Source organism: Clostridium sp. 001, assembly GCF_019056555.1.
Lineage (GTDB): Bacteria > Bacillota > Clostridia > Clostridiales > Clostridiaceae > Clostridium_B > Clostridium_B ragsdalei.
Map to the genome: position 1 here is coordinate 2,439,002 of NZ_CP020473.1, position 12,473 is coordinate 2,451,474.

Sequence of the window (12,473 nt, forward strand, 5' to 3'; positions counted from 1 at the left end):
ACTTTCTATAACTGTGCTTTACCAATGTGATAATCCCGATATAAAGGCAGAAACAATCACAATTAAAAGTATAAAACATTAACCTTGCCAAAACCTTGCCGTAATCTTGCTTTTATCTTGTTTTAGTAGTAAGAAAGCCCTGTGATGTCACAGGGCTTTTGGCAATAAAATCGTGAATGTAGTTCCAGAGCCGAGAATGCTAGCCGCTGTAATCGTCCCTTTATGAGCGCTGACAAGCTCTTTAGAAATAGAAAGTCCGAGCCCGTTTCCTTTGGCAGCCCGTGAATGGTCGCATTGGTACATTCTTTCAAAAATAAGTGAGAGATTATCAGAAGATATACCTTGCCCGTTGTCTGTTATTACAATTTTAGCCTGTTGTTCATTCTCAAAAATATGCATCGACATATTATCACCCTCACTGTGGGTAATAATATTTTGTAATAGATTATTGAGAATACGGGTATACGCAGTTGCGTCTATACGAATGAAATACTCTGTTTCAGGTATATCAAATTCATATTCAAAATGACTGTTTTCTAAAATTGGAATCCAATCAGCTATAATATTACGAGTTAACTCATTTAAATCAAAAATCTCGAAATGAAAAATTTGTTCCCCGGAATCTAATTTAACCCATTCAAACAGATTTTCTACAAAATGTTTTAAGTGCTGGGCTTTATTATATGCAACATGGATATATTCGTCCTTTTCTTCTCCTACAACAATTTTACTTTCGATTGCTTCCAAATAACCAACCAATGAAGCAAGTGGTGTTTTCACATCATGGGAAAGACTTGCCATTATCCGTTTGTATGCCTGCTCTGATTGTTTTTGCTGAATAAGCCGTGATTGGCTGCTTAGTGCAATTTCGTTAATACCATAACAAATTTGCCTTGTCATATCACTCTCCGTTGCTAAAACACGTCGATTAAGGTTTCCATTTTTTATATCTTCTAAAGCGTCTTTCATAAGTGCAAGTTGTATTTTGACACGCCGTAAGACAGAAACTAGGTACACTATAATAAGCAGGGTAAGAACCAACGCAAAAATCAGATAGACATTCATATTTACGTCAAGCCTCCTTATTAAAACGATAGCCTACACCTCGGACTGTTAAAATATAAAATGGACGGTCGGGGTCTGGTTCAACCTTTTTCCGCAATTTACTGATAAAAGACATAATATTGCTATCGTCAAAAGCATATTCATCTTCCCATACCTGCATATAAATCTGTTTTTTGGTAAACACCCGTCCCTTATTGGAAGCCAGAAATGAAAGTAAATCAAATTCTTTGCTTGTAAGCTCAACTGGAATGTCATTAACAGAAACCATGCGATTTGCTTTATCAATCACCATGCCTTTTAACATTATATAATCAGTGTCCGTTACAAAAGTCGGGTTTAAAGTAGTGTAGCGGCGAATAAGAGAATTTACACGAGCCATCAGCTCGTTAATACTGAATGGCTTTGTTAAATAATCGTCAGCACCTAACCGTAGTCCGGAAACCTTATCGTCCTCATCACTTTTAGCAGTGAGCATAAGCACCGGGATATTACTTGTTTCCCTAATTTTTTTCAGAACTTGAAAACCATCTATATCCGGCATCATTACGTCCAAAATTACAAGAGAGCAGCCATTTTTGTTTTCGTCTGCCAGACGCAACCCCTCTACACCGCCATGTGCAATAATAGCAGATAAATTCCCTTGCTCTACACATTTTTTCATAAGAGCGCAAAGCTCTTTGTCATCGTCTATAATCAAAACATTATTCATGTTGGAGCTCCTTTCCTCTCTTTGTTCTGCCGTCAATTGGCTTTTCTGCGTCTTTTGGTATCAGCCACATATAGCCAAGTTTTGAAACGCCCGGTATGCGGTTTTCCTCACAAAGTTTTTGTACTCGCCGCTCTGAAATGTCCCATTTCTTAGTCGCCTCTGGGGTAGAAATATAATCCATAATCATCCGTCCTTTCTGGCTCATAATAATATTATATACGGACAGCCGAATGATACAAATATGCAGATACGATAAATATGATTTATTCTTGTTAATTAAATGATATGTGTAATATCATACTTTTTCAATTTGTTCCCAATCAAACCATAGGTAGATATTTACATATAAATTTTTTTATAAAAAGTGTTGAAATATTATTATATTCATAGTATAATACTGATTGTTGTGGTGGTTTCTGAACCACAAAACTTAATATAAATTTATTTCATGAGTAAACCTGTGGAGAGATGTCCGAGTGGTTGAAGGAGCACGCCTGGAAAGCGTGTGTAGGGGCAACTCTACCGGGGGTTCGAATCCCCCTCTCTCCGCCATTTTAACTTTGTCGTGCTAGATGGGGAGTTAGCGGTGCCCTGTAACCTGCAATCCGCTATAGCAGGGTTGAATTCCTAGCTTAGGCTGTAAAATGTGAGGTCTGGCCCATAAAAGTGGCGTTGAGAACTGGATCCCACGCAACGGAAACTCATGAACCCCGTCAGGTCCGGAAGGAAGCAGCGGTAAGTGAATATTTTCGTGTGCCGTGGATAAACCTGGTTTGAGTTAACTGTATGGGTAACGCTTATAGTTTACTAGACGAAGCAAGGTGCACGACTTTAATAATGACTGAAAATTAAAAGATACCATAAGGTATCTTTTTTGTTATACGATTAAAGATAGGCTATAATATATGAGGGAAGGTGATAATATGCCTTATACTGCATTATATAGAGAATGGAGACCTAAAACTTTTTCAGATGTGGTAGGTCAAGATCATATAACAGTTACATTGAAAAATCAAATATTAAACCACAGAATAGCCCATGCGTACTTATTTTCTGGAACAAGGGGTACAGGAAAGACTTCTACGGCTAAAATACTGGCAAAAGCGGTAAATTGTTTGAACCTTCAAGATGGAGAACCTTGTAATGAATGTGAGATGTGCAAAAAAATAAATGCAGGTATTTCAATAGACGTAATTGAAATGGATGCTGCTTCCAAAAGAAGATTGGAAGACATTAAAGATGTAATAGAAAATGTAAAATATCCTCCTCAGGAGGGTAAATACAAAGTTTATATAATGGACGAAGTTCATATGCTTACTCAAGAAGCAGTAAACGCATTTTTAAAGACTTTAGAAGAACCACCTCTAAATGTAATATTTATTCTTGCTACTACTGATCCTCAGAAATTACCTGTTACTATACTTTCAAGATGTCAAAAGTTTGATTTCAGAAGAATAAAAAGTTCAGAGATATTTAATAGACTAAGATGTATAGTTAGTGAACAGGGAATTTTTGCAGATGACAGAAGCCTGAATTTAATAGCCAGAATATGCGATGGAGCCATGAGGGATGCACTTAGCATATTGGATCAGGCAATATCTATGGGAAATGGTAAAGTTGAATATGATGATGTAGTTAACATGTTAGGTCTAGTTACTAATGAGAATTTATTAAAACTTACAGACAGTATAATAGAAAAGAACGTAGAATCTTCGATGAGAGTAATTGATGATATAGTTCTAAGTGGAAAAGATATATTTAATTTTATTAAGGACCTGATAATTCATTTAAGAAATCTTTTAATGGTAAAGGTGTCTAACAATCCAGAAGATGTACTTGATATGTCAGAAGAAAATATAAATCTTTTAAAAGATCAAGCGCAGAAAATACGTGTAGAAGAAATAATGAGAGATATAAGAATACTTCAAGATGCCCAGGAACAATCTAAATGGACTAAACAAAGCAGAATTTATTTAGAACTTTCAGCTATAAAGATGTGTAAAATAGAATATGATACGTCAAAGGAAGTAATACTTGCAAGATTAAATAGATTGGAAGAAGCCCTCAGGCAAGGAAAAATTAAAATATCAAATGAAAAGATTAATTCCAAGGTGGAAAAAGAAACTGTACCTAAAAAAATAGAAGATACCCATAGAGAAAGTAGTACTGAAGAACATAAGACAAAAAATAGTTCATCAAATGACGAAGTACAGATAGCAAATAAAGAAAATATATATTCAAAGATAACACTGGATATAGTTAAAAAAAGCTGGAAAGATATACTTGAATCACTTAAAAGTAAGCATCAAATGGTTTTATTTGCAGCACTTACTACAGGAAAAGTAGTTACATGTGAAAAAGGTATAATAACTATAGAGTATGGTAAAGAATATGCTTTCCATAAACAGAGACTGGAGAAGGATGGAAATAGAAAAATAGTTGAACAGGTTTTTTCAGAAGTGTTGAAGGAAAAAGTTATGATTAGATATATTATAGAAGACGAAGTGGAGGATGTATCTGTATCCAAGGAGAAATTATTAAAGGATACCTTTGGGGAGGATATAGTGGAAATATTTGATGAATAAATGTAAAATAACCTTAGATAAAAATTGATAAAAATATGGTATAATTAAATATAAATTAGTTAATTGAGGAGGAAATATACTATGGCAAGAGGCGGAATACCTAATTTTGGTGGCGGCGGAAATATGAATAATTTAATGAAGCAAGCCCAGAAACTTCAAAAACAAATGGAGACTATGCAATCAGAACTTCAAAATAAAGAGTTTTCTGCTACTGCTGGCGGTGGAGCAGTTACTGTATCAGTAAATGGTAAAAAAGAAATAGTAGATATAAAAATTAAACCAGAAGTTGTAGATCCAGAAGATGTAGAAATGCTTCAAGATTTAATTTTAGCTGCATGTAATGAGGCACTTAAGAATGCAGAAAAGGAGACTGCTTCTGAAATGCAAAAAGTAACTGGTGGACTTAATATACCAGGAATGTTTTAAGATTATGGACCCCATCTTATTGATGGGGTTTTAAATTGAGGTGATACTATGGATTTTTATCCTGCAGCTATTGAAAAGTTAATAGAAGAGTTTGCGAAGTTACCGGGAATAGGATATAAAACAGCTCAAAGACTTACCCTTTATATATTGAATTTACCAGGTGATGAAGTAAAGGAGTTTGCAAAAGCTTTAGTTAATGCAAGAGGTACTATAAGATACTGCTCTGTTTGTGGAAATTTTACAGATTCAGATCCCTGTGCTATATGTTCAAATCCAAATAGAGATAAGAGCGTAATATGTGTAGTAGAACAGCCTAAGGATATAATGGCTATGGAAAGAATTAAAGAGTACAATGGTGTTTATCATGTGCTGCACGGCAATATATCACCTATGGCAGGAAGAGGGCCTAATGATATAAAGCTTAAGGAACTTATAACAAGAATTAATGGGAATGTAAAAGAAGTTATAGTTGCAACTAACCCAAATGTAGAAGGAGAAGCTACAGCTATGTATATATCTAAAATATTGAAACACCTTGGAGTGAAGGTAACTAGAATAGCACATGGTATTCCTGTTGGTGGAAACTTAGAATATGCAGATGAAATCACTCTCTCAAAAGCACTAGAAGGTAGAGTGGAGATATAAAGTAAATTATAATGCGTTTAAATCAGGATTCTTTAATAATGTATATTGACGCTAATTTATGTCAATTATTAAAATAACATATAATTTAGGAGGATTCTGATTTTATGAACAAGTATAATATAATCAAATATTTGTTGGCAAAAAATTCGAAATACACAAAAAATCAAAAAAGATTATTAAATGATATAAATGAAGCTAGGGAAGAGTTGGAAAGGTGTGCTATATACTTTGATACTGTGAAAGATCCACACTTGGTTGATTATGCTATATATATGGAAGAGGCAGCAAAATCAAAATACATGTATTTATTAAATGAAGTAAAGAAAAATGGAATAGATTTGAATTACAATAGTATGTTCCCTAATTTAAAGGAAAATAAAAAATCATCTTAAACAAAAATTTTTAGCTTATTCCTTTTATTAATATTTTTTAATTGTTAGAATATAAATTAGATAGTATTTATATTAAGTTTTTTATTCAAATGTTTTACTATAAGAAAAATGGGGAGGAATAAGCAATATGTTAACAAGCGATATGTTTCAGTATATAGGATATTTTTTAATTGCCATATTAGGGCTTTATGTGTTAGTAAAAGTATTTTCATGGCCTTTAAAAATTTTATTTAAACTTATTATAAATGCTGTACTTGGTGTAGTACTGCTAGTTATAGTGAATTTAATAGGAAAATACTTTTCATTTAGTATAGGTATTAATGCAATTACAGCACTTATTGCAGGATTTTTTGGAATACCAGGAGTGATATTTCTTATAATATTCAAACTATTTCTCTAAAATTTTTATTAATAAACCACTTTTTATTTTTTAAAAGGGTGGTTTTATTTTGATTAACTTAAATTTGGTTTTATTGGAGATGGTGTATTGATATTTAACAAACAAATAGTAAAGGCTAGGTTTATTAGTAGACCTAATAGATTTCAGGCCTATGTAAATATAGATGGTGTGCAATTAATGATTCATGTACCTAATACAGGAAGGTGTAGGGAAATTCTTATACCTGGAGCTACAGTAATTTTAAGAGAGGAAAATAACCCAAATAGAAAGACAAAATATGATTTAATAGCTGCCTACAAAGGAACAAGATTAATAAATATAGATTCTCAAATTCCAAATAGAATTGTAGATGAAGCGCTAAAAATGAACAAAATAAGTTATTTTAGAGATTGCAAAAACATAGAGCGGGAAAAAACTTTCGGAAACAGCAGGTTTGATTTTAAGTTATTGGATAAAGATAATAAGGAATATTATCTTGAAGTAAAAGGAGTTACTTTTGAAGAAAATGGAGTTGCCAGGTTTCCGGACGCACCTACAGAAAGAGGAAGAAAACATTTATTGGAATTAGTCCAAGTGAAAAAATCTAATATGGGGGCTGCAGTTTTATTTTTAATTCAAATGGAAGGCATTAAGTGTTTCAAGCCTTACGATGAAATTGATAAAAAGTTTGGAGAGCACCTTAGGTATGCTGATAAAGAAGGGGTAAAAATTCTTGCCTATGATTGTTTTTTAGGTGAAAATTTTATAATATTAAAAGATGAAATAAAAGTATGCCTATAAATAAAAAAATATTATTTTAATATATATTTTATAATGTACTTGCTAATTTTATAGTATAATTAATATATAAATTTTGGAAAATTTTATTTGTTCAGGTTAAGGAGGTGTAGCTGCTTTATGAAGCAGTGTGTATATGAAATTTAAATATTGTCCCATGTGTGGAGGAGAGTTAGAAGAAAAATACAGCTGGGATGAAGGTGGAGTACCTTATTGTCCTAAAGATGATATAATGTATTTTGATACTCCAAGACCTTGTGTAATAGTGGCTGTAATAAAGGAAAATAAAATATTGTTATTAAAACAAAGTTATATATTTAAAGATTCTAAGGTTTTATTGTCCGGATATGTTACAAATGGAGAAACAGTAGAAGAAACTGTGCATAGAGAAGTATTTGAAGAAGCAGGACTTAAGGTAAAGGATTTGAAATATTTAGGAAGCGAATATGTAAAAAATAACAATAAGGAAATAATAATGCTTACTTTTATGGCCAAGTATGATGGTGGAAATATAAAAAAATCTGCAGAAGTGGAATGGGTAAATTGGGGATACATAGAAGATGCACTATGTGAAATGAAAGAGGATGAAATTGGAAAGAGAATAGTTAGAAAGGTTTTAAAGGAATTAGGTTATATTGGAGAAAAAGCTTATAGATGTGATAATAATTGTCAAACAGATAGTTAAATACAAGGAGGGGGAAAACATGGCTAAATATATACCACAAGTAGATGGAATTGAAAGAAAGCATATGATTAGAGTACCTGAAGTTATTAGAGAAGCAAGTGGAATAAGAATATTTGGAAAAAGGCTAAAGTCTTTTTTATTTACTACGGATGTAGCTATTATAAAAAATACTGATGCAGATGCAGTTATTGCTGTATATCCGTTTACACCGCAGCCTCTTATAACACACGCAATTATTTTGTCCGCAGATATACCTGTTTTTTGCGGGGTTGGAAGCGGAATTTCAACAGCCAAAAGAATTTTAAATTTAGCATTAGATGCAGAATTTAAAGGTGCCATGGGAGTTGTTGTAAATAGTCCTACATCTAATGAAGTTATAGAACAAATGAGAGATAGCATAGATATACCAATAATAGTAACCATAGTATCTGAATACGAGGATGTGCAAAAGAGAATAGAAGCAGGAGCTACTATAATAAATGTATCTGGAGCTGAGGAAACTGCTAAAATAGTTAAAAAAGTTAGAAGTCAATATCCTAATTTCCCAATAATAGCTACAGGAGGACCTACAGAGGAAAATATAAGAGAAACTATACTTGCAGGAGCTAATGCTATAGCTTTTACGCCTCCTACTTCGGCTGAAATTTTAAGACAAATTATGAATGAACATAGGAAAAAATATAAAAATAGAAGACCAGAATAAATATTTACAGTATATTATAGGGAGAGGAGTAACTACTTTTATTTTAATTATTTAAAAATAAAGGATTAGATTAGTATGAAAGGTATTTTATATTATTTTAGCGGTACTGGAAATACCAAGTGGGTGGCGGATAGGTTTAAGGAAAAATTTCAGCTTTATAATGTAGATATAGACTTAGCATATATTCAATCTCTAGAAGAGAGGAAAATAAAAAAATATGATTTCATAATCATTGGCTTTCCTGTCCATTGGAAATTACCACCTAAAATTGTAACAAATTTTTTAAATAGACTGAATAATACAAAAGAAAATACAAGGGTTATAGTATATTCTACACAAGGTGCTTCATCATCTTCAGCTTCTTGTTTTGTTGCAGGATGTTTAAAGAAGAAAGGATATGTACCATCTATACAGATTAGCATAAAAATGCCTAATAATTTTTACTTCTTTATAGGTAAAAAATATAATGAAAGTGAAATAGAAAATTTGCTTGTTTCTGTTGATAAAAAGATTACAAATATAGTAGAAAGTTTTATAAAGGGGAGGATTGTAAAAGAATCTAATTCTTTAATAAGGCTTCAATTTAGTAAAGTACTGAATAACGTGTTCAAAGGTAGGGTACCTAAATTATCTAGAAATATATCATCAACTAAAGATTGTGTTAAATGTGGATTATGCCTTAGAAATTGTCCTCAAGGTAATATAACATTTGAAAATGGACATGCAGTTTTTCATAGCAAATGTATTTTATGTTTGAGATGTATACATATATGTCCAATAAATGCAATAAGATATAGAGGTAAGAAAATAGATCAAACTCAAAAAGATATTATACAGGTATTAGATCTGAATAAATAAACTTTTGATCCTGAATTACACAAATAGCTTCTAACAATTCTAATGTTGGAGGCTATTTTAGAATTAAATTTTTTAGCTTGGGAATAATAAAGATACAATATTTTTCAGGAGTGAGTTTTATGATTTCAGCCCAAGATAAAAGAATTGTTGCAGAAAATTGTAAAGAATATGAATCTAAAAATAGTATTCTGGGATTACAGGTAAGCTATATCTCAGGAAGTTGCAGTAATTGTGTGAATTTTGTAAATAACAAATGCAGTAAAGATTTGCTTTACAAAATTGAACAAGTGATAAGTATGAATTAAATTTAACAGTGAAAGGGGGCAGCTAAAATGGGAAGTATAGGGCAAATGGTAGGTATTGCTAATTCTTGTCCGGGATATGAAAGAAAAGATATTTCATTTAATTCTGGCATAGGAAATTCTGACACCAAAAGCTGTACTAATTGCAGAAACCTGCAAAATGGTATATGTATTAAAGATCTTTATGACAAAGTCTTAACCAGTTTAGATCAAACATAGTTATTAAAAAATTATTTTTTAATTTTAAAAATATGTATTGACATATAAAAATATAAACTATATAATAATACCAATGAAAGACAAACGTTAGCAAATTTGATATTGTTCTATGAAGAGAATAGTAACATAAGTTAGGTAATAGAGAGTCAGTGGAAGGTGTAAACTGATACCGATGCTTTTGTGAATCCACCTTGGAGAATTATTATGATGAATAATACGGAAAAACCGTTACTTTAATGAGAGAGTTGTATTATATATATAACTAATAAGGGTGGCAACGCGAACCAATCGTCCCTATGTGGGATTTGATTGGTTCTTTTTTATTTATAATAAATTCTCATATGTTAAATATTTTGCTAATAGTATTTCAAATTTAATATTATTCTATGAAGAGAATAGTAGCGTAAGTTAGGTAGTAGAGAGTCAGTGGAAGGTGTAAACTGATACCGATGCTTTTGTGAATCCACCTTGGAGAATTATTATGATGAATAATACGGAAAAACCGTTATTTTAATGAGAGGGTTATATTATTATAACCAACAAGGGTGGCAACGCGAGGCAATCGTCCCTAAAGGGATCTGGTTGGCTTTTATTTTTTACAACACGCGCTTTATCAGTGTAGAACTTTAAACTGTTAAATAACATTAGATTATTAATTAAATAAAATTATTTGGAGGTAAAAACATGCATAAGAAATTATTTATTCCTGGACCAGTAGAAGTTAGAGAAGATGTATTAGAGAAAATGGCTACACCTATGATAGGACATAGGAGTAAAGAAGCTTCCAAGCTTCAAAGAGACATTAGTGACAAAATGAGAAAAGTATTTCATACAAAGGAAGAAATTTTACTTTCAACATCATCTGGAACAGGACTTTTGGAAGGTGCTATAAGATGTAGTACAGCTAAGAGGGCAGCAGTTTTTTCAATAGGAGCTTTCGGAAAAAGATGGCATCAAATCGCAGAATGTAATAACGTACCAGCAGATTTATACGAAGTAGAATGGGGTAATGCAGCAGATGTCAATGAAATAGACAAAGCTTTAGCTACAGGTAAATATGATTCACTTTGCATAACTCATAATGAAACTTCTACAGGAGTTATGAATCCAATAGAAGAAATAGCAGAAGTAGTAAAAAAATATCCAGATATAGTATGGTGTGTAGATACAGTTAGCTCCATGGGAGGTACTAAAATAGAAGTAGATAAGCTTGGCATTGATATATGTTTGACATCGAGCCAGAAAGCTTTAGGACTTCCTCCAGGAATGGCTATATGCTCTTTTTCAAAAAAAGCAGTAGAAAGAGCAAAAAATGTAAAGTTTAGAGGATATTATTTGGATTTACTTTCAATATATAATTATATACAAAAGAAAGATTATCAATATCCATCTACTCCATCCCTTTCACATATGTTTGCAATGGATTATCAATTGGATAGAATCTTAGAAGAGGGGCTTGAAAATAGATATAATAGACATTTGGAAATGGCTAAATATGTGAGAGAATGGGCTAAAAAATATTTTGAATTATTTGCAGATGAAAGATATCTTTCAAATACTCTTACTAATATAAAGAATACTAGAGATATAGATGTAGCAGAACTTAATAAAAAGTTGGGTGAAAGAGGATTCCAGATATCAAATGGATACGGAAAGTTAAAAGGGAAAGCATTTAGAATAGCTCATATGGCTGATTGCACTCTTGATGATATAAAAGAACTTTTGGAAAATATTAATGACATATTAGGATTATAAGTTTTAAGGGGGCTAGGGAAATGATAAAAGTATTAGTTAGTGATGGAATGGAAAAAGAAGCTTTAAATAAATTAATAGAAGATGGGTATGAAGTTGTAGACAAACATTTTGAAGAAGATGAATTAAAAGAAAAAATAAAAGAATTTGATGTAATAGTAGTTAGATCTGCTACTAAAATAAGAAAACCACTTATAGATGAAGCTAAAAAAGGTAATTTAAGACTTATAATAAGAGGTGGGGTTGGAGTAGATAATATAGATGTAAAATATGCTACTCAAAATGGAATAACAGTTAGAAATACTCCAAATGCTAGTACTGTGTCAGTAGCAGAGCTTACTATGGGCCACATATTTGCAGTATCAAGATATATTAATATAGCCAATGTAACTATGAGAGATGGAAAATGGGAGAAAAAGAAATATAAAGGCGTAGAATTGTATGGAAAAACATTGGGGCTTATAGGATTTGGAAGAATTGCAAAAGAGGTTGCAAAGAGAGCAGCTGCTATGGGAATGAGGATAATATATACAGACATTCTTGGTATGGCAAAGGGATATAATAATTATGAATTCTGTGAACTCAACGATTTGTTAAAGAAGGCAGATTATATATCGGTTCATATACCTTTCAATAAAGAGCAGGGAGCTGTAATAGGAGAAAAAGAATTCAACATTATGAAAGATGGAGTTTTCGTAATAAACTGTGCAAGAGGCGGAGTTATAGATGAAAAAGTTCTAGCAAAGGCATTAAATACAGGAAAGGTAGCAGGAGCTGCACTAGATGTATTTGAAAATGAGCCTAAACCATGTGAAGAACTCTTAAATAATGATAGAGTATCAGTAACACCTCATATAGGTGGTTCAACAGGTGAGGCTCAAAAGAGAATTGGAATGGAAATTGTAGATATAGTTGAAAAATGTTTAGATAAAAATTTGGTTAATGCATAAGGAGG

16 protein-coding genes, 1 tRNA gene, 1 other RNA gene and 2 other annotated features are annotated in these 12,473 nt (G+C 31.9%); of the genes, 15 read left to right on the forward strand and 3 right to left on the reverse strand.

The genetic code is table 11. The annotated features are described in order from the left end of the window. Positions 1-147 precede the first annotated feature (147 nt). From B5S50_RS11350 to B5S50_RS11360, 3 genes are read right to left on the reverse strand one after another with little or no spacing between them, the layout of a single operon-like run. Positions 148-1,065 carry a sensor histidine kinase KdpD gene (locus B5S50_RS11350; protein WP_217301867.1) on the reverse strand — a complete coding sequence of 306 codons (918 nt, stop codon included), beginning with the start codon at positions 1,063-1,065 and terminating at the stop codon, positions 148-150. A gap of 7 nt (positions 1,066-1,072) precedes the next feature. Then, entirely contained in the window at positions 1,073-1,774 is a 702-nt protein-coding gene (locus tag B5S50_RS11355; RefSeq protein ID WP_217301868.1) for a response regulator transcription factor, read from the reverse strand. Next, positions 1,767-1,955, reverse strand: a complete 189-nt coding sequence (locus B5S50_RS11360) for a helix-turn-helix domain-containing protein (protein ID WP_217301869.1) — start codon at positions 1,953-1,955, stop codon at positions 1,767-1,769. The genes B5S50_RS11355 and B5S50_RS11360 overlap by 8 nt, the downstream gene beginning before the upstream one ends. A 281-nt stretch (positions 1,956-2,236) precedes the next feature. Between B5S50_RS11360 and B5S50_RS11365 the strand changes: the two genes are divergently transcribed. From B5S50_RS11365 to B5S50_RS11435, 15 genes are all read left to right on the forward strand, one after another. Beyond that, a tRNA-Ser gene (locus B5S50_RS11365) sits at positions 2,237-2,326 on the forward strand. Between the two features lie 11 nt (positions 2,327-2,337). Beyond that, an RNA gene (gene ffs / locus B5S50_RS11370) (signal recognition particle sRNA large type) lies at positions 2,338-2,603 on the forward strand. A 94-nt stretch (positions 2,604-2,697) separates the two neighbouring features. Further along, a complete protein-coding gene (dnaX, locus tag B5S50_RS11375) occupies positions 2,698-4,359 on the forward strand; it encodes a DNA polymerase III subunit gamma/tau (protein ID WP_217301870.1) in 1,662 nt (553 codons plus the stop codon). 81 nt (positions 4,360-4,440) lie between these two features. Continuing rightward, positions 4,441-4,785, forward strand: coding sequence for a YbaB/EbfC family nucleoid-associated protein (locus B5S50_RS11380; protein WP_013236788.1), 345 nt, complete (start codon positions 4,441-4,443; stop codon positions 4,783-4,785). Positions 4,786-4,833: 48 nt separating this feature from the next. Further along, complete coding sequence (gene recR, locus B5S50_RS11385) at positions 4,834-5,430, forward strand: recombination mediator RecR (protein WP_013236789.1); 597 nt, start codon at positions 4,834-4,836, stop codon at positions 5,428-5,430. A gap of 104 nt (positions 5,431-5,534) precedes the next feature. Then, on the forward strand, positions 5,535-5,822 hold the full coding sequence (locus B5S50_RS11390) for a DUF2508 family protein (protein ID WP_013236790.1): 288 nt from the start codon (positions 5,535-5,537) through the stop codon (positions 5,820-5,822). Positions 5,823-5,964: 142 nt separating this feature from the next. After that, positions 5,965-6,222 (forward strand): pro-sigmaK processing inhibitor BofA family protein, encoded by a 258-nt coding sequence (locus tag B5S50_RS11395; RefSeq protein ID WP_029170132.1) that lies wholly within the window; start codon positions 5,965-5,967, stop codon positions 6,220-6,222. 87 nt (positions 6,223-6,309) lie between these two features. Then, complete coding sequence (sfsA, locus tag B5S50_RS11400; protein ID WP_065078262.1) at positions 6,310-7,002, forward strand: DNA/RNA nuclease SfsA; 693 nt, start codon at positions 6,310-6,312, stop codon at positions 7,000-7,002. Positions 7,003-7,135: 133 nt separating this feature from the next. Further along, entirely contained in the window at positions 7,136-7,684 is a 549-nt protein-coding gene (locus B5S50_RS11405; protein WP_065078261.1) for an NAD(+) diphosphatase, read from the forward strand. 19 nt (positions 7,685-7,703) lie between these two features. Further along, on the forward strand, positions 7,704-8,387 hold the full coding sequence (locus B5S50_RS11410) for a hydrolase (RefSeq protein WP_065078260.1): 684 nt from the start codon (positions 7,704-7,706) through the stop codon (positions 8,385-8,387). Between the two features lie 75 nt (positions 8,388-8,462). Continuing rightward, on the forward strand, positions 8,463-9,245 hold the full coding sequence (locus tag B5S50_RS11415; protein WP_065078259.1) for an EFR1 family ferrodoxin: 783 nt from the start codon (positions 8,463-8,465) through the stop codon (positions 9,243-9,245). A gap of 119 nt (positions 9,246-9,364) precedes the next feature. Continuing rightward, positions 9,365-9,550, forward strand: coding sequence for a hypothetical protein (locus tag B5S50_RS11420; RefSeq protein WP_013236796.1), 186 nt, complete (start codon positions 9,365-9,367; stop codon positions 9,548-9,550). Positions 9,551-9,577: 27 nt separating this feature from the next. After that, positions 9,578-9,766 (forward strand): hypothetical protein, encoded by a 189-nt coding sequence (locus B5S50_RS11425; RefSeq protein ID WP_065078258.1) that lies wholly within the window; start codon positions 9,578-9,580, stop codon positions 9,764-9,766. A gap of 100 nt (positions 9,767-9,866) precedes the next feature. After that, positions 9,867-10,065: a binding site (T-box leader), on the forward strand. Positions 10,066-10,143: 78 nt separating this feature from the next. After that, positions 10,144-10,339, forward strand: a binding site (T-box leader). 111 nt (positions 10,340-10,450) lie between these two features. Beyond that, the gene (locus B5S50_RS11430; protein ID WP_065078257.1) at positions 10,451-11,521 is read left to right on the forward strand and encodes an alanine--glyoxylate aminotransferase family protein; all 1,071 of its coding nucleotides are present in this window, start codon (positions 10,451-10,453) and stop codon (positions 11,519-11,521) included. A gap of 20 nt (positions 11,522-11,541) precedes the next feature. Continuing rightward, a complete protein-coding gene (locus tag B5S50_RS11435) occupies positions 11,542-12,468 on the forward strand; it encodes a D-2-hydroxyacid dehydrogenase (RefSeq protein WP_065078256.1) in 927 nt (308 codons plus the stop codon). The last annotated feature ends 5 nt before the right edge of the window (positions 12,469-12,473 follow it).

What these genes read in the sequence shown, in the direction of transcription:
- B5S50_RS11380 (WP_013236788.1), top strand. Translation starts at nt 4,441, where the DNA reads ATGGCAAGAGGCGGAATACCTAATTTTGGTGGCGGCGGAAATATGAAT.
- B5S50_RS11355 (WP_217301868.1), bottom strand. Translation starts at nt 1,774, where the DNA reads ATGAATAATGTTTTGATTATAGACGATGACAAAGAGCTTTGCGCTCTT.
- B5S50_RS11420 (WP_013236796.1), top strand. Translation starts at nt 9,365, where the DNA reads ATGATTTCAGCCCAAGATAAAAGAATTGTTGCAGAAAATTGTAAAGAA.
- B5S50_RS11360 (WP_217301869.1), bottom strand. Translation starts at nt 1,955, where the DNA reads ATGGATTATATTTCTACCCCAGAGGCGACTAAGAAATGGGACATTTCA.
- B5S50_RS11350 (WP_217301867.1), bottom strand. Translation starts at nt 1,065, where the DNA reads ATGAATGTCTATCTGATTTTTGCGTTGGTTCTTACCCTGCTTATTATA.
- recR (WP_013236789.1), top strand. Translation starts at nt 4,834, where the DNA reads ATGGATTTTTATCCTGCAGCTATTGAAAAGTTAATAGAAGAGTTTGCG.
- B5S50_RS11410 (WP_065078260.1), top strand. Translation starts at nt 7,704, where the DNA reads ATGGCTAAATATATACCACAAGTAGATGGAATTGAAAGAAAGCATATG.
- dnaX (WP_217301870.1), top strand. Translation starts at nt 2,698, where the DNA reads ATGCCTTATACTGCATTATATAGAGAATGGAGACCTAAAACTTTTTCA.
- B5S50_RS11390 (WP_013236790.1), top strand. Translation starts at nt 5,535, where the DNA reads ATGAACAAGTATAATATAATCAAATATTTGTTGGCAAAAAATTCGAAA.
- B5S50_RS11395 (WP_029170132.1), top strand. Translation starts at nt 5,965, where the DNA reads ATGTTTCAGTATATAGGATATTTTTTAATTGCCATATTAGGGCTTTAT.
- B5S50_RS11425 (WP_065078258.1), top strand. Translation starts at nt 9,578, where the DNA reads ATGGGAAGTATAGGGCAAATGGTAGGTATTGCTAATTCTTGTCCGGGA.
- B5S50_RS11405 (WP_065078261.1), top strand. Translation starts at nt 7,136, where the DNA reads ATGAAATTTAAATATTGTCCCATGTGTGGAGGAGAGTTAGAAGAAAAA.
- B5S50_RS11435 (WP_065078256.1), top strand. Translation starts at nt 11,542, where the DNA reads ATGATAAAAGTATTAGTTAGTGATGGAATGGAAAAAGAAGCTTTAAAT.
- B5S50_RS11415 (WP_065078259.1), top strand. Translation starts at nt 8,463, where the DNA reads ATGAAAGGTATTTTATATTATTTTAGCGGTACTGGAAATACCAAGTGG.
- B5S50_RS11430 (WP_065078257.1), top strand. Translation starts at nt 10,451, where the DNA reads ATGCATAAGAAATTATTTATTCCTGGACCAGTAGAAGTTAGAGAAGAT.